Genomic DNA, 15,936 nt, shown 5'->3' with positions numbered 1-15,936 from the left:
CCGAAATGTGAATGGCGCGAAAATTGAGGCGCCCATTTCGGTCGGGGTATTGCAGCAATATGCTTCTATTGTGTCATCTAATCAACCATAATCTTAATTTTCCTCGAGATTGTGATTCCAATAGGTGGTAAATATGCTGACACCTGACCCGCAAATCGCAGAAGCGTTTGCCGTACTGGTCGAGAAGTTCACGGGAGCCGTCGCGGCTCCGGCGCGCGGGGATGCCCCGGCCCTGCGCGCGATGATCGATGCTGGCCTCGACGATGCGCCCGTGCCGGAGTCGTCCGGCGTCTCGGTGACGTCGCACCGGGTTCCGACCTCGGACGGGCAGAGCATCGAGATGCGCTGGTACACGCCGGATTCGGCGACCGGACCGGGGCCTGTGGTCGTTTACCTGCACGGCGGCGGCATGATCGCGGGCAAGCCGGACCACGTGGACGGACTGGTGCGCCACTACGCCGAGCAGACCGGAGTCCGGTTCGCGGTACCGGACTACCGGCTCTCTCCGGAACACCCCGGGGAGCGGATGGCACGGGATGCCTTCGAGACGCTCGTCTGGGTACTCGAGCGGAGCGAGACGTTCTCTGTGGACCCGGATCGGGCCGCTGTGATGGGCGACAGCGGTGGTGGAGGCGTCGCGGCGGGAACTGCTGTGCTGGCCCGTGACCTGGGGGTCCCGCTGGCCAAGCAGGTGCTGATCTATCCGATGCTGGACGATCGCAACACGGTCCCGGACCCGGACTTCCCGCCCTTCGTGAGCTGGGACTGGTCCGCGAACTGGACCTGCTGGAACGCGGTCCTGGGTGGGAGGCAGGGCACCGACCACGTCTCGCCGATCGAAGCGCCGGCACGGCTCGTTGATGTCGCCGGCCTGGCGCCTGCGTACATCGAGGTCGGAGAACTCGACATCTTCCGGGACGAGTCGATCAGCTTCGCGCAACGACTGCATCGCGCCGGTGTCTCATGCGAGTTGCACGTGCTGCCGGGCGTCACGCACGGACACGATCGGTTGAGCTTGGAGATCGATGTCTCGAGGCGGTCATTGGTCGAGAGATGTCGAGTGCTGCGCGACCTTTGAAGTATTTGTTCGCCGGCCGTAGGTACCGAGATAGGTATTTCTGGGAATGCCTCCGAAGAGCACACTGGCCAAGGTTGGCGCGTGAGGCAACGACATTCCCGCGGTCTTGAGAGAAAGAGCGGTTCTCGTCGTCGAGACGAAGCCGTCCAGTCGAATCGTTCGGAGTTTTCATGAGCACGGAACTTGCAGGAAAGAATGTCGTCGTCACCGGCGGTGCCAGCGGTATCGGTCTTGCGACCGCGCAGTTGTTCGCTGCTCGCGGCGCCCGCGTGGTGCTCGCTGACCTCAATGACACAGCGGCGAAGGAAGCACTCACCTCGCTCGAGGCCCATGGTGTCGAGCACCTCGCCGTCGCTGTCGACGTCTCGTCGTCCTCGAGCGTCGAGGCAATGCGGGACCGCGTCTCGGAGGTGGTCGGCGACGTCGACATCCTTGCAAACGTGGCCGGCATCTACCCCGATGCTTCGGTGATCGAGACCACCGATGAGATGTGGCGACGCACCATGGCGGTGAACCTCGACGGCACGTTCTACATGTGCCGGGCCTTCGCCCCCGGGATGGCTCGTCGCGGATCTTCCTCGATCATCAACGTGATCTCCGGAGCGGCAAGAATCCCGTACCCGGGTCTCGCCGCTTACTCCGCCAGCAAGGGTGGAGTCGTGTCCTTCACCCGGGTGGCCGCGCAGGAACTGGCCCCGGCGGTGCGGGTCAATTGCATTGGCCCGGGGGGCACGGCTGCGTCCGACGCCCAGGCATCCGACCTCACTCCCGAAGCCAGGGCGCTGATTCCGATGGCGCGCCTCGCGCAGGCCGAGGAGGTCGCCGAAGCAATCGTCTTCTTCGGCTCCGATCGCGCCAGCTTCATCACCGGCCAGATCCTGCACGTCAATGGCGGCCGTTCGATGCATTGATCGATTCAGAACGTCCTCACCACCAACCCAATGACCTTGAATAGATGGGAAGAACAATGAAGTTCGGAATGTTCATGTCGCCGCTGCACGCCCCCGGGCAGAGCCCGACGATCGCGCTGACCCAGGACCTCGACATCGTCCAGCACATGGATCGGCTCGGGTTCGACGAGGTGTGGGTGGGCGAGCACCACTCCGGAGGTGTCGAGCCCGTCTCCTCGCCCGAGATCTTCATCGCTGCTGCGGCGCAGCGCACGCAGGACATCAAGTTCGGCACTGGTGTCATCTCGGTTCCCTACCACCACCCGCTGGTGACGGCTGGTCGGCTGACCCTGCTGGACCACCTGTCCCGCGGACGGGTCATGTTCGGTGCCGGGCCGGGCGCCCTGGTCACCGATGCGCACATGATGGGCATCGACCCGAACAAGCAGCGCACGATGCTGGCCGAGGGTCTGGACGCGATCCACCGGCTGCTCAACGGCGAGACCGTCAGCATGGAGACGGACTGGTTCACGCTCAAGGATGCGCAACTCCAGTTGCTGCCCTACAAGGGCCGGAAGATGGAGATGGCCGTTGCCTCGGTTCGGTCTCCGTCGGGGGTCAACCTCGCTGGCCGGTACGGCCTCGGGCTGCTGTCGATTGCTGCCACCGACTCCGAGGGCGGCTTCGCCTTCATCAAGGACACCTGGCAGCTGATGGAGGAGCGCGCGCAACTGTTCGGACAGACCGTCGACCGGAGCAACTGGCGATTGATGGTTCCGATGCACCTGGCCGCCACCAAGGAACAGGCTTATGAAGAGGCCCGGCACGGGATGGTGCCGATGATGCGCTGGGGATCGACCGGGCCGTTCTCTGGTGGGGACGACATCGAGCAGGTCATCGCCGACACTCCGCATGACGTCATCTGTGACGGGATCAACGATCTCGGCCACGGCGTGATCGGTACGCCGGACATGGCGATCGCCGCGATCAAGCGACTTGAGGAGCAGTCCGGCGGTGGCTTCGGCACCGTGCTGCTGGCAGGGATCGAATGGGCTGACTTCGAGGCGCGCAAGCGGTCGCTGGAACTGTTCGCGCAGTACGTCATGCCCGAGTTCCACGGCACTGTCGCGCCGCTGGTCTCTTCGTGGGACCACCACTACGGCGACCGGGCCAAGTTCGGTGCGGAGTTCCGTACCGCCCAGGACCAGGCGACCGCACAGTTCAAGGCCGACAACCCCGACTCCATGATGGGGGCGTCGCCGCGCCAGGAACCGGTCGATGTCGCGACCTGATGCGAAGGAACTTCTGAACCTCGTCGTCGATGCCGGGAGTTGGCAGTGTTGGGACCAGTCGCCGCTGGACCCGCCTGCCGGTCCCGAGTATCACCAAGAGCTGGCCCGGGCTCGAGAGCTCACTGGCTGTGACGAGGCGATAGCGACGGGGGCGGCCACGATCGCTGGCCGTCCCGTCGTTCTCATCCTGGGGGAGTTCAGCTTCCTCGGCGGTTCGATAGGCATGGTCGCGGCCGACCGCGTCGTTTCGGCGCTTCGCCGCGCCACTGCCGAACGGCTGCCGGTCGTCGCATTGCCGACCTCGGGCGGAACCCGGATGCAGGAAGGAACCGGGGCGTTCTTGCAGATGCTTCGGATCACCTCGGCGGTCAATGCGCACCGTGCAGCTCAACTTCCATATCTCGTCTACCTGAGGCACCCGACGACCGGCGGCGTGCTCGCTTCATGGGGATCCCTGGGGCATGTCACCGCTGCAGAGCCGGGCGCCCTGATCGGATTCCTCGGACCCCGCGTCTACCAGGCATTGCATGGGGAGACCTTCGAGCCGGGCGTCCAGGTCGCCGAGAACCTGCACCGTCGCGGACTGGTGGACGCGGTCCTGGCGCCCGATGAGCTGCGGGCTTACGTGGTACGGGTGTTGTCGATACTGGCACCGGGTGAAGCGATGCCGAGGCGCCTGGTTGCTGCGGACCTCGAGGGATGGGGGATGACGCCTGAGGATGACTCGGCCTGGGCGTCGGTCTCGGCGTCGCGATCGCCGAGCCGTCCCGGCGTCCGGGAGGTTCTGGAACACGCTGCATCGGAGGCGGTTCTGCTCAGCGGGACCGGTGCCGCGGGCACCTTCTCCGGTCTGGTGATGGCGCTTGCGCGCTTCGGTGACGTCTCCTGCGTCCTGATCGGCCAGGATCGCGCTGGCGCGCCGGAAGCGGAGCCGTTGGGGCCTGCGGAGCTGCGTGAGGCCCGCCGTGGAATGAGGCTTGCTGCGGCCCTCGGCCTACCCGTGGTGACGCTGATCGACACCGGAGGCGCGGCGCTGAGTCCGGAAGCCGAGTCGGGTGGTCTCGCCCGCGAGATCGCCCAGTGCCTCTCGGATCTGATCGATCTCGATGTGCCGACCGTCTCGGTCCTGCTCGGACAAGGGACGGGCGGGGCCGCGATCGCCTTCCTGCCAGCGGACGCGGTGATTGCGGCCCGACATGGCTGGTTGTCGCCACTTCCGCTCGAAGGCGCGAGCGTCATCCTCTTTCACGATGCATCGCGAGCACCGGAGATGGCAGACCGTCAGAACATTCGTGCGGCCGACCTTGCCCGCTTCGGCCTCGTTGACCGGATCGTGCCGGAGATGCCTGACGCGGCGGACGAGCCGGAGCGTTTCGCTGTCCGCGTCGGCGCGGCCATCGAGGCCGAGGTACGGCGAGTCAGCGCTCAGGACAGCGTCGGCCGCCACCGGCGCCGCGTCCAGCGCTTCGACCGTCTGGGCGCCAACCTCGTCATGCAAACGTAATTCTGTTCGACAATTAAATAGCAATCATGGTAATTTCGAAATGATAAACAAATCGAATTATGGCGCGGAGGATAATGTGTCCCGGAATGATTTGCAGAATGTCGCTGTGACGGAAACTTTGGACACCCTCTACGTCGACGGCGGCTGGTGCCCGGCCGCCGACGGAAGCACCTTCGAGGTGACCGACCCCGCCAGCGGTGAGGTCATTCATCGGGTCGCCTCGGGTGGCAAGGCCGACGTCCAACTGGCGATCGCTGCTGCTGAGCGTGCTCTTCCCGTGTGGTCGGCCGCGACGGCGTACCAGCGCGCGGAGGTGCTCCTCAAGGCACACCGGCTGATGCTGGAGCGCTCGGAGGACCTGGCGCAGTTGATGACCCGGGAACAGGGCAAGCCGATCAAGGCAGCGCGCACGGAGGTCAAGTACGCGGCGGATTTCCTGATCTGGTTCGCCGAGGAGGCGAAGCGCGTCTACGGGCAGACGATCCCCTCGGCCCGCGAGGACCAGCGGTTCCTCGTCATGCATCAGCCTGTCGGGGTGGTCGGGGCCGTCACGCCCTGGAACTACCCGATCTCGATGATCACACGCAAGGTCGCGCCAGCGATTGCCGCCGGGTGCACGATCGTGCTGAAGCCGGCCGAGCAGACGCCGTTGTGTGCGGTCGCGGTCTTCGAGATCCTGCACGAAGCGGGCGTCCCGGCCGGGGTGGCGAATCTGGTCACAGCCGAAGACCCGGAGCCGATCGGAACCGAGTTCCTGACCAATCCCGCGATCGCGAAGCTGACCTTCACTGGATCCACGGCGGTGGGCAGAATGCTCGCCCGCGAAGCAGCAGGCCAGATGAAGCGCGTGTCGATGGAGCTGGGGGGACACGCACCCTTCATCGTGTTCGGCGACGCCGACCCGGAGCACGCCGCCAAGGGCGCAGCGCTGGTGAAGCTGCTCAACGCCGGTCAGGCCTGCATCTCGCCGAACCGGATCTTCGTGCACCGCTCCATTCGCGATGAGTTCGTGAACGTCCTCACCAAGCGGGTGTCCGGCATGAAGGTCGGCCAGGGCTTGATCGACGGGGTCACCGTCGGGCCGCTGATCGACAGCGATGCCATGGATCGGATGGAGCAGCAGGTCGCCGACGCCGTGGCCAAGGGGGCGACGGTCGAGACCGGAGGCACGCGGCTCATCGACGATGGCCTCGCCGGCGGACACTTCTTCGCGCCCACCGTCCTGACCGGCGTGACCGAGGAGATGCGGATCTACCGCGAGGAGACCTTCGGGCCGATCGCCCCGGTGATCGTCTTCGACGACGATGACGACGTGGTCGCGATGGCGAACGACACCGACTACGGTCTCGCGTCGTACGTCTACACCCAGAACCTGAGCAAGGCATTGCGGACCGCGGAGGGGCTCCGGTTCGGGATGGTGGGAATCAATGACATCAACCCGACGTCTGCGGCGGCTCCGTTCGGCGGGATGAAGCAGAGCGGCCTCGGTCGGGAAGGCGCCCAGGAAGGCCTGCTGGAGTACCTGGAGACGAAGCTCGTCGGGATCAGTGTCTGAGTCGGCGAGGAACACGGACTTCGCCGGTGCTGATGACGTGCAGCGCCGGCTCGGTTCCGTCGACTATCTCGCTGACCACCGGACTGCTACTGCGGTCTATCTGGCCGCGGAACTCGGCAAGCCGATCCTGGTCGAGGGGCCGGCCGGGACAGGGAAAACGGAACTGGCCAAGAGCTTCGCCCGGATGACGGGGGCCGAGCTCATCAGGTTGCAGTGCTACGAGGGACTCGATGAGTCGAAGGCCCTGTACGAGTGGAACTACCGCAAGCAGTTGCTGGCACTGTCTGATCGGCGTGAGGACGGGGGCGAGGGTCTCGACGATGCGGGCATCTTCGGACCTGAATACCTGCTGGAGCGGCCGATTCTCGCGGCCCTGCGCGCCGAGAAGCCGGTGGTGTTGTTGATCGACGAGATCGACCGTATCGACTTCGAAACGGAGGCGCTGCTGCTCGAGGCGCTCTCGGAGTTCCAGGTGACCGTGCCCGAACTGGGGACGATCCGTGCGCGGCATCGGCCGATGGTGTTCCTGACCAGCAACGGCACCCGGGACCTCTCCGAGGCGGTCAAGCGCCGGTGCCTGTTTCTGTTCCTGGGCCATCCGTCGGCTGAGCGGGAACGAGCGATCATCGAGGCTCGGGTGCCGGGGATCGCTCGCGAACTGGGTGAGCAGATCTCGATGGTCGTCCAGTCACTGCGGATGCTGGACCTGAAGAAGCGCCCTTCGGTCTCGGAGACGCTCGACTGGGCGCGGACGCTGAGGTTGCTCGAGGTGGAGACGGTCGATGCCGCCTGTGTGGTCGACACGTTGAATGTGTTGCTCAAGGACCAGTCCGATGTCGACAAGGCCGAGGCGGCCCTTGCAGCAAGTACGCCTCTGGTCGGCGCCTGACGTCCTGCCTGATCAGGCGCCAATGAACGCGAGCGCGAAGTCGATGACCCGGAAGTCCGACGGAGTCGCGACATGATCCAGGCCCGGTACGACGACGAGCTCACTGCAGGGCAGCAGTTCTGCCAGACGGCTTGCCGGCGCGGCGGGGTCGCGATCACCCACGATGACCAACGTCGGCACCGTGATGGCAGCCAACGCTGCCTCCGGGACCGAGAGCGGCGCGCCTTCGAGGAACGCGATCAGGGCGTCGCGATCGTTTCGGGCGGAGTCGGCCATCCGACGGAACAGGGTGGACACCGGATCGGCGTTTCCCGTGAGTGCTGTCACGCTGAGAGCCGCGATGAGGTCGATCGGAGCTGGTGCCTGTCGGAGAACACTGTCGCCGAGGCCGAGGAGCACCAGCCGCCGGAATCGGTGGGGGTGCTCCGATGCCACCTGAAGGAGCGCCATCGCGCCGGCCGAGAATCCGATCGCGTCGCTCGGGACGTCGGGGAGTTGGGCCAGGACGTGCGCCGCGAGGTCGGCGTACTCCCCGGGTTCGTGCGGGCGTTCGCTGCGACCGTGGCCGAGCAGCTCGGCTGGGATGACATCGCGGCCTTGGTCGGCAAGGAGGTCCGGCCACCCGAAGCGGGCCCACCCGTGCTCGAAGCTGGACGCGAATCCATGCAGAAGAACCACCGGCCCGACCATTTTCATGGCGCCATGATAACGGCGGCGAAGCCCTTCAGGAATTCCCATGATTGACGATCTGAATGCATTTGTTGATGAACTCAGAAACATCGGTCTGCCGATTGCGCTGTCCGACCGGATGGCGGCACTGACGGCCGTCGGGCTGCTCGGCACGACCCGACGCGAAACGGTCGAGGCAACGTTGAGCGCCACGCTGGTGAAGAGCGGCACCCACCTTGGTGCCTTCCGCACCGTCTTCGACATCTACTTCGCGCGGGCCGGCGTGACCGCGGGTGCACTCGCTGACGGCGTCACCGCTCTGAGTTCCCTGACCGACGACGACCTGGCCGCGGTCGTCGCGCGGGCGGTGGCGGCTGACGACTCGCTGCTGTTGCGGTTGGTCGCCGCCGAGGCGGTTGCCCGGCACGGTGGGTTCGAGCCCGGACGGCCGGTTGGCGGGACCTACTACGTCATTCGGACGCTCCGGGCACTCGACCTGGGCAAGGTGGCGACTGCCTTGGCGACCTCCACCGCCGAGGCCCGAGCGGAGGGTCGGATGGACGTACTCGCGGCCTACCTGACCGATCGGAACCACGAACGCAGGATCGGGGAGTTCCGGGCCGAAGTGGAGGCCGAGGTGCGACGGCTGGTTGCGGCTGACCGGGGTTCTGAGGCACTCGCTCGGACCCTGCGCAAACCCCTCCCGGAGGACCTGGACTTCGCGAACGCTTCGGGCGCGGATCTCGAGGAACTTCGTGCTGCAGTGGGGCCTCTCGCCCGGAGACTGGCCGTTCGGTTGGGCCGATCGCGTCGTGACCATCGCCGTACTGCTGTCGATCTACGAGCGACGATCCGTCGTTCGTTGGCCTTCGGAGGGGTGCCGCTGGATCTGCAACACCGGCGGCCCCGGGTCGTCAAGACGGAACTCGTCGTTGTCGCTGACATCTCCGGATCGGTCGCGTCCTTCGCGGGGTTCACTCTCGGGTTCCTGCGGGCCCTGGCTTCCCAGTTCGCTGCGGTGCGGTCCTTCGTCTTCGTCGACGGGCTCACCGAGATCACCGATCTGGTGCGTGCGGCGAACGACCTCGAGGAGCTCATCGACCGGGTCAACGCTGAGTCGGAGGCGCTCTGGGTGGACGGACACTCGGACTACGGACATGCGTTCCGCACCCTCGCTGATCGCTGCGCAGGTCAGTTCACCCGCCGTACGACGGTGATCATCCTCGGAGATGCCCGCAACAACTACCACGCGGCGCAGGACGATGCCCTGGCCCGAATCCGCTCGGGGGTGGGCCAGGTGTTCTGGCTCAACCCTGAGCCTCGCGCCAGTTGGGACACCGGTGATTCGATCGTCTCGGTCTACGCACCGCACTGCGACGAGGTCCTGGAATGCCGGTCATTGGCTCAACTGTCGGGAATCGTCGAGGCGCTGGGATGAGGTTTCCAGAAAATGCCCCTTGAGTATTAATTGGAAACAGTCTTAAATGCATTTATATATCTGCCTCGAAATGGTCGAGAGATTTCTGCATTAATACATTCGGAGGGCCACAAATGACGCAAGGCTTGACTCAGATCGAGTCCTCGGGACCCGAGACTCGCTCGTCGCTCGACCGGACCCTGAACCCTCGCTCGGTCGCGGTCGTCGGCATCAGTGACACCTCGATGCTGGGGTCGGGGGTGCGCCGGTCGCTGGCCAGCGACACCGAGTTCTTCTTCGTCCACCCGACTGCGACGAACGTCTTCGGGCACCAGGCGTTTCCCGACCTGGCGTCGATCGGTGCTCCGGTGGACGCGGTCTTCAGCGCTGTGCGGGCCGACCGCACCATCGATGTCGTCGAACAGGCCGCGAGTGTCGGGGCTGGCGGCGTCATCACGATCGCTGGTGGGTTCGCCGAGCTCGGTGATGCCGGCACCGCCCTTCAGAAGCGGATGCTGGACGCGGCCCGCGCCGGGGACCTCCACGTGGTGGGGCCGAACGGCGTCGGGATGATCAACGTGCACCGCAAGCTCGACCTGACCATGCTTGCGAACTTCGAACGGCGCGCCGGCGGGGTGTCGGCGGTGACTCACAGCGGCGCCATGATCGAGGCGATCGCTGCGTCCGGATGGCGCCCCGGCGGCGTCGGGCTGAACCTGCTGATCTCGGCAGGGAACGAAGCCGTGACCGACCTCGCGGACTACGTCGATTACCTGGCCGGGGATCCGGCAACGTCGGTGATCGCCCTGGCGATCGAGAAGATCCGCCGTCCAGACGAGTTCTTCGCCGCGGCACAGCGCTGCCTCGAGGCGGGCAAGCCGATCGTGGCGGTGAAACTGGGTCGCACTGAACGCGCCCAGCGCATGGCCGCGTCGCACACGGGCACCCTGACCGGCGACAGCTGGGTCTACGACGTCGCGATGCGCCAGGCGGGGATCCAGCTCGCCTCTGACATCGACGACCTCGTCGACCGGGTCCAGTTCCTCGAACAACTCCCGGCGGACCGTTGGTCAAAGGTCAACGGCCTGGCTGTCCTGACGGTCACCGGCGGATTCGCGCAGTTGGCAAGTGACCTCGCAGAGGTCGAGGACGTCTCCATGCCGGAGGTCGAACGGCTCAAGGACTTCGTGGCCGAGACGATCCCCGGTGGCACCGTGCCCAATCCGCTCGACGTGACCGGGTTCGTCGGGACCGTCGATGGCCTGTGGGAACGGATCGTCAAGGAGTACGCCGCCGCGCCGGAGTTCGATGCGCTCCTCTTCGCGAGCCAACATGCCGACTGGGACGCTGAATTCCGTGGTCTCGCCGACGGTTTCGTCGAGGTCGGCAAGAGTTTCCCGGGCAAGCCGTTCATCGTTGCGCCGCTGGCCGGGATCGGCGGCCAGTGGGTTGACGAGTTCCGGGCCGATGGCGTCGCCGTGGGCAACGGCCTGCGGGGCACCCTGCGCGGACTCAACACGATGGCCGGGTTCAAGCGGACGCACCCGGACGCGGTGGTCACCTCGGCACTCAGCCGGCGCGCGATTGTGCGCCCCGGCGTGACACCTCTTGCCGTCGCCGAAGGGAGCATGCTTCCGTTCGCCGCCACGATGGAGTTGCTCGAAGCGGCCGGAATCGCAGTCGCGCCGTGGCACCTGATTGGTGCGGACGCAGCGGCGACTCCGCCGCCTTTCGAGGGGCCGTACGTCGTCAAACTGGCCGACGTCGCTCACCGGACCGAACACGATGCGGTCCGGGTCAAGGTCACCCTTGACGGGCTGGAGGCGGCGGTTGCTGAACTCCGCGCGATCGCTGCCCGCGACGACCTTCCTTCGGTCGTCGCCGTCCAGGCGATGATCGCCGGGCATGGCGAGGTGTTCCTCGGGATCCAGGGCGAGACGGAACTGGGGCCTGTGGTCGCCTTCGGGCTCGGCGGCATCTTCGTCGAGATCATGAAGCGGATTGGTGGCCGGATGGCGCCGATGTCTGGCCGCGACGCTGCCGAGTTGATCGAGGAGTTTGCCGACACGGGCGTTCTCGATGGCTTCCGGGGTGGTCAGGCGTGGAACAAGGAGGCGTTGGCGAAGACCCTGATCGCTGCCTCCGAACTCGCTGCTGGAGGACGGGAATGGATCGCGTCAATCGACGTCAATCCAATGATCATGACCAGTGACGGCCCGGTGGCAGTGGACGGTCTCTGCCTGGTCCGCGACGAGGAGATCTGAGCGTGGCAACGGTCCAGACCGTCAACGGCGAGGTCGAATGTGCCGAGCTCGGCCGTGTGCTCATGCACGAGCACGTATTCGTGCAGAACCACGAGTTCCAGGTGAACTACCCAGAGACCTGGGACGACGAGGCGCGTACCGATGACGCTGTCCGCAAGTTCGTCGATCTGAAGGCCTCGGGCATCGACACGATCGTGGACCTGACCGTCCTCGGTCTCGGCCGGGACATCCGGCGGGTTCAGGCTGTCGCAGAGCGATCGCCGGTCCGGATCATTGCCGCCACCGGCTACTACACCTTCGCCGATCTACCGACGCACCTGCGGGTGCGCGGTCCGGGCCGGATGTTCGGCGGCGAAGAACCGTTGCTCGAGATGTTCGTCCGGGACATCACCGAAGGCATCGCCGGGACCGGAATCCGGGCAGGGATCCTGAAGTGCGTCACGGACGCCCCCGGCGTCACGCCGGACGTCGAACGGATCCTCCGATCAGTCGCGCGGGCGCATCTGCAGACCGGGGTTCCGATCTCCACCCACACCGATGCGATCGCCGAGCGTGGTCTGGATCAGCAGCGCATCTTCCTCGAAGAGGGGGTGGATCTGGGGCGCGTCGTGATCGGGCACAGCGGAGACACCGAGGACCTCGACTACCTGCAGCGACTGATCGACGCAGGGTCCTACGTAGGAATGGACCGGTTCGGGCTGGACGGTTTCATGACCTTCGAGAAGAGGGTCGCCACGGTCGCCGCGTTGGTCGAACGTGGCTACGCATCGCGGATCGTGCTCTCCCACGACACCTCGTGTCACAGTGCGAACGTTCCCGACGAATACCGCGAGAAGAACTGGCCCAACTGGCAGTTCCTGCACATCACCGAGGACGTCGTTCCGGCCCTGCTCGAGGCTGGGGTCACCTCGGAGCAGATCGTGACCATGCTCGAGGACAATCCGCGCGAGATCTTCTCGGGCGCCTCGTCGGACTGACGATGTCAGGCGAGATCGTTGACTCGCACTTCCACCTGTTCGAGGAAGGACGGCGGCCGGCGTACCGTCCGGGTGACCTCGACGAGGACGTCGCCGCGGGTGGGCACGCCGTCACGCAGGTCGTGCATGTCGAATGTGGACAGGGCTACAGGGCGAGGGGCCCGGCCCACCTGCGTGCCGTCGGAGAGACGGAGACCGTGGCTGCGCTGTACGGCCGGAGCCGGGGGAGTGGGCCGGATCTCGCTGCGATCGTCGGGTACGCCGACCTGAGCGATCCGCGCTTGCCGGAAGTACTGGACGCGCATGAGGCCGCCGGTGGTGGACGGTTCAGGGGCATCCGTCAGGCAACGGCGTACGACGACGACCCCGCTGTACCGCGGTTGCCGCAGGGCCCGGCTCCAGACCTGATGGCTCGCGACGAGTTCCGTGCGGGCCTGGCTGTTCTCGGTGGCCGGGGGCTCAGCTACGACGCCTACGTGTACCACCCCCAGCTCCCCCAGTTGGCGGAGACCGCCCGCGCCGTCCCGGACACGACGATCGTCGTGAACCACCTGGGATCGCCGCTGTCCATCGGGTCCTATGCCGGGCGACAGGACGAGGTCATGGCCGCATGGCTGGATGGCATCGTTGAGCTCAGTGAATGCGGGAATGTCGCGGTCAAGGTCGGCGGACTCGGAATGCCGATGCTGGGCTTCGGTCGCGGTCAACTCGTGACGCCCATCGCGGGCCATCAACTCGCGCACGCCTGGCATGCAGTGGTGTCCCAGGTGCTGGCTGCGTTCGGCCCGGGGCGATGCCTCGCGGAGTCGAACTTCCCGGTCGACCGGGCGACCTGCACCTACGGGGCGGTCTGGGACGCGGTCAAACTGTTGATCGAGGACCTAGGGCGTGACGACCAGCGGATGGTCCTGGCGGACACCGCTCGACGGCTCTATCGGCTCTGAGGCGGTCGCCCGGTCGGGCTGGGCTGGGTACCACGATTCTCGGCGACCCACGCTGCGATCTGGGCTCGAGCATTGAAGCCGAGTTTGGTCAGGATGTGTTCGACGTGGGCCTCAGCAGTTCGCTGCGAGATCACCAGTTGGGCGGCGATGGTCTTGTTGCTCAGGCCCTCGGCGACGAGTTCCGCCACCTGCTGCTCACGAGGGGTCAACCGGCTGGCCGTTCCAGGCGTCGGAGGTGGTGCCTCAGCCCCCAGGGCGAACCGGATGCCGTCGTCGACCCCCATCCGGGTGCCTTCTTCCAGCGCCGCATTGAGGCGGCGACTGCCGATCGCCTCCTCGATGTCGGCCCGGCAGCGTTGGTCGCGATCAAGGATGTGCGGGAAGAGCTTCCCTCCGGTGCTCAACCACAGTGCGTGCACGACGCCGAGCAGTCGTGCAGCGGACTCGTACGACTGCTGTGACGCTGCGATCCACGCCAGCACCTCGAGGCATTGCGCGGCACCGAGGCGATCCTGGAAGGAATGTCTGATGCGCAGGCTGTCGCGCATGGCGCCCTGCGCGGCTTCGATGTCGCCGAAGTCGAAGTGCATGATGCCCTGGATCCACAGGACCGTTGATCGACCCCAGGTCTCACCCGACTCTTCGCTGAGGGCGAGCGCCTCGGTGTAGTGGACCGAAGCATTCTCGATGTCGCCCAAGCGGTAGGTGGCCATTGCCAGACGTGCCAGCGCAAAGATCGCCCCGAGTTTGTTGCCGAGCACTCGGTACTTGGCTGCGGCGGACCGCGAGTGGGTCGCGGCCGCTGTCCAGTCCTGCGCCAACAGTGCCGCCACGCCCTTGCACTCGACCAGGTGGGCCATCGCGTCGTCATCGTCGACTGCCTCGGCTGCCAATGACCCGAGCTCCAGTTTGGCCACGGCACCATCGATGTCTCCCTGGTGCAGCCGCAGGTAGGCGTCGCACCAGAGCGCCTTCGCCCGCTCGTTGGACGGTTCTCCGGGGACCGCCAGGACACGGTCGAGCCAGTGGCGTCCCTCGGTGAGGAGGCCGTTCATCAGCCAGTGCACCCAGAGGCTTCCCGCGAGATCGAGTCCACCCCGTGGATCGCCGGGCTCGGACAGCGAGAACTCCAGTGCGGTTCGAAGATTGTCGTGCTCGTCGTCGAGTCGGGCGACCCAGTCCCGTTGATCCGGTCCGCACCAGTCGATCTCGGCGGTCCGGGCCAGCTGGAGGAAGTATTCGTAGTGTCGGCGCCGCTGGGTGGTGATCAGTTCCGGGTCGTCACGCTGGGCCAGCCGACCGTACTCGCGGATGGTGTCCAACGCGCGGTAGCGCATGCGCCGCGGCCCGCCGGGTTCCGCGACCAACAGCGACCTGTCCAGGAGCCCGGTGAGGGCATCGAGCACAGCGGCTTCATCCAGACCGTCGCCGGCACAGATGCCGATCGCCGCATCGAGGTCAAAGGCGCCCGGAAACACCGACAGTCGCATCCAGAGGGTGCGCTCCTCGGGTGAGCACAGCTCGAAGCTCCAGTCGATCAGCGCGTGCAGGTTGCGTTGGCGCGGATGGATCGACTGGTCCTGGGACGCGAGCAGGCTGAAGCGGTCGTCGAGGCGCGCGAGGACCTGTTCAGGGGACAGCATGCGCAGGCGAACGGCAGCCAGCTCGAGCGCCAGAGGCATGCCGTCGAGCGCGCGGCACAGCGCAACCACAACGGCGTGGTTGCTGGCAGTGACAGCGAAACTCGGGGTGGCTGCCTGGGCCCGTTCGACGAACAGGATCAGGGCCTCGTACTGCGGGAAGGCCGCGGGAAGCGGGGCCGGCTTGTCGGCGTCGGGGAGTGAGAGGGACGACAGTGACAACACGTGTTCGCCAGTGATGCCCAGGCGCTGCCGGGAGGTGGTCAGGACCCGGACCTGTGGGGCGACCTTCAGCAGGTCCGCAATGAGCAGTGCCGCTGCGTCGATGACATGTTCGCAGTTGTCGATCACGAGGAGCGCCTGTTTGTCGCTCAGATAGTCGAGAAGGACTTCTGCCGGAGAACGGCCGGAGTGATCGCGCAGGCCCAGTGCCAGCCCGACCTGCCCGGCGACCAGATCGGGATCCTCGACCGCTCCGAGTTCGACAAACCAGACGTCACCCGGGAAAGCCCGCCGCAGTTGGGCAGCGACCCTCAGGGCGAGGCGGGTCTTGCCGATCCCGCCGACCCCGGTCACGGTGACGAGCCGAGACACCTCGAGGAGGCGCTTGAGCTCGGAACTCTCCTGGTGTCGGCCGATGAAGCTGGTCAAATCAGCGGGGAGGTTGCCGCGTTGGCCGCGACCACGCGTAGATGGCATTTGATCGACCACGGTAAGAGGTCTTCCGTGCGGGGTCAAGGACCGATGGCTGGGGAATTGCGATTGGCGATTGTTGTGCGCATTCTGAATTACTTGAGAGCATGCGAGATAATGGATA

At 66.0% G+C, this 15,936-nt stretch carries 12 protein-coding genes; 10 read left to right on the top strand and 2 right to left on the bottom strand.

Features of this window, described 5'->3' with window-relative positions; genetic code table 11:
* The first annotated feature begins 133 nt into the window (after positions 1-133).
* The 6 genes from HRC28_RS23210 to HRC28_RS23185 all read left to right on the top strand — a co-directional run bounded on the left by HRC28_RS23210 (position 134) and on the right by HRC28_RS23185 (position 7,208).
* A complete protein-coding gene (locus HRC28_RS23210; protein ID WP_182377721.1) occupies positions 134-1,078 on the top strand; it encodes an alpha/beta hydrolase in 945 nt (314 codons plus the stop codon).
* A gap of 170 nt (positions 1,079-1,248) precedes the next feature.
* Positions 1,249-1,989, top strand: a complete 741-nt coding sequence (locus HRC28_RS23205; RefSeq protein ID WP_182377720.1) for an SDR family NAD(P)-dependent oxidoreductase — start codon at positions 1,249-1,251, stop codon at positions 1,987-1,989.
* A gap of 56 nt (positions 1,990-2,045) precedes the next feature.
* Complete coding sequence (locus HRC28_RS23200) at positions 2,046-3,260, top strand: LLM class flavin-dependent oxidoreductase (RefSeq protein ID WP_202033159.1); 1,215 nt, start codon at positions 2,046-2,048, stop codon at positions 3,258-3,260.
* Positions 3,247-4,764, top strand: a complete 1,518-nt coding sequence (locus HRC28_RS23195) for a carboxyl transferase domain-containing protein (protein WP_182377718.1) — start codon at positions 3,247-3,249, stop codon at positions 4,762-4,764. The genes HRC28_RS23200 and HRC28_RS23195 overlap by 14 nt, the downstream gene beginning before the upstream one ends.
* A gap of 106 nt (positions 4,765-4,870) precedes the next feature.
* A complete protein-coding gene (locus tag HRC28_RS23190; protein ID WP_237111624.1) occupies positions 4,871-6,319 on the top strand; it encodes an NAD-dependent succinate-semialdehyde dehydrogenase in 1,449 nt (482 codons plus the stop codon).
* Positions 6,312-7,208 (top strand): MoxR family ATPase, encoded by an 897-nt coding sequence (locus HRC28_RS23185; protein WP_182377716.1) that lies wholly within the window; start codon positions 6,312-6,314, stop codon positions 7,206-7,208. The genes HRC28_RS23190 and HRC28_RS23185 overlap by 8 nt, the downstream gene beginning before the upstream one ends.
* A gap of 12 nt (positions 7,209-7,220) precedes the next feature.
* On the opposite strand, the gene HRC28_RS23180 is transcribed toward HRC28_RS23185, so the two are convergent.
* Entirely contained in the window at positions 7,221-7,886 is a 666-nt protein-coding gene (locus HRC28_RS23180; RefSeq protein ID WP_182377715.1) for an alpha/beta fold hydrolase, read from the bottom strand.
* Between the two features lie 58 nt (positions 7,887-7,944).
* On the opposite strand from HRC28_RS23180, the gene HRC28_RS23175 reads away from it, so the two are divergent.
* From HRC28_RS23175 to HRC28_RS23160, 4 genes are all read left to right on the top strand, one after another.
* Entirely contained in the window at positions 7,945-9,315 is a 1,371-nt protein-coding gene (locus HRC28_RS23175; RefSeq protein WP_182377714.1) for a VWA domain-containing protein, read from the top strand.
* A 125-nt stretch (positions 9,316-9,440) separates the two neighbouring features.
* Entirely contained in the window at positions 9,441-11,558 is a 2,118-nt protein-coding gene (locus HRC28_RS23170; protein ID WP_182377713.1) for an acetate--CoA ligase family protein, read from the top strand.
* Positions 11,559-11,560: 2 nt separating this feature from the next.
* Positions 11,561-12,535 carry a phosphotriesterase-related protein gene (locus tag HRC28_RS23165; protein ID WP_182377712.1) on the top strand — a complete coding sequence of 325 codons (975 nt, stop codon included), beginning with the start codon at positions 11,561-11,563 and terminating at the stop codon, positions 12,533-12,535.
* A 2-nt stretch (positions 12,536-12,537) separates the two neighbouring features.
* On the top strand, positions 12,538-13,479 hold the full coding sequence (locus tag HRC28_RS23160) for an amidohydrolase family protein (protein WP_182377711.1): 942 nt from the start codon (positions 12,538-12,540) through the stop codon (positions 13,477-13,479).
* Here HRC28_RS23160 and HRC28_RS23155 read toward each other — a convergent pair.
* Positions 13,467-15,857 (bottom strand): LuxR C-terminal-related transcriptional regulator, encoded by a 2,391-nt coding sequence (locus HRC28_RS23155; protein ID WP_182377710.1) that lies wholly within the window; start codon positions 15,855-15,857, stop codon positions 13,467-13,469. The two genes, HRC28_RS23160 and HRC28_RS23155, sit on opposite strands and share 13 nt — an antisense overlap.
* Positions 15,858-15,936 lie beyond the last annotated feature (79 nt).

The sequence above is a fragment of the Nocardioides sp. WS12 genome, from assembly GCF_014108865.1.
Taxonomy (GTDB): domain Bacteria; phylum Actinomycetota; class Actinomycetes; order Propionibacteriales; family Nocardioidaceae; genus Nocardioides.
This window is presented reverse-complemented; position numbering and strand designations above follow the sequence as displayed.

Coding starts and splice junctions, on each gene's coding strand:
- HRC28_RS23175 (WP_182377714.1), top strand. CDS start 7,945: ATGATTGACGATCTGAATGCATTTGTTGATGAACTCAGAAACATCGGT.
- HRC28_RS23195 (WP_182377718.1), top strand. CDS start 3,247: ATGTCGCGACCTGATGCGAAGGAACTTCTGAACCTCGTCGTCGATGCC.
- HRC28_RS23205 (WP_182377720.1), top strand. CDS start 1,249: ATGAGCACGGAACTTGCAGGAAAGAATGTCGTCGTCACCGGCGGTGCC.
- HRC28_RS23160 (WP_182377711.1), top strand. CDS start 12,538: ATGTCAGGCGAGATCGTTGACTCGCACTTCCACCTGTTCGAGGAAGGA.
- HRC28_RS23210 (WP_182377721.1), top strand. CDS start 134: ATGCTGACACCTGACCCGCAAATCGCAGAAGCGTTTGCCGTACTGGTC.
- HRC28_RS23200 (WP_202033159.1), top strand. CDS start 2,046: ATGAAGTTCGGAATGTTCATGTCGCCGCTGCACGCCCCCGGGCAGAGC.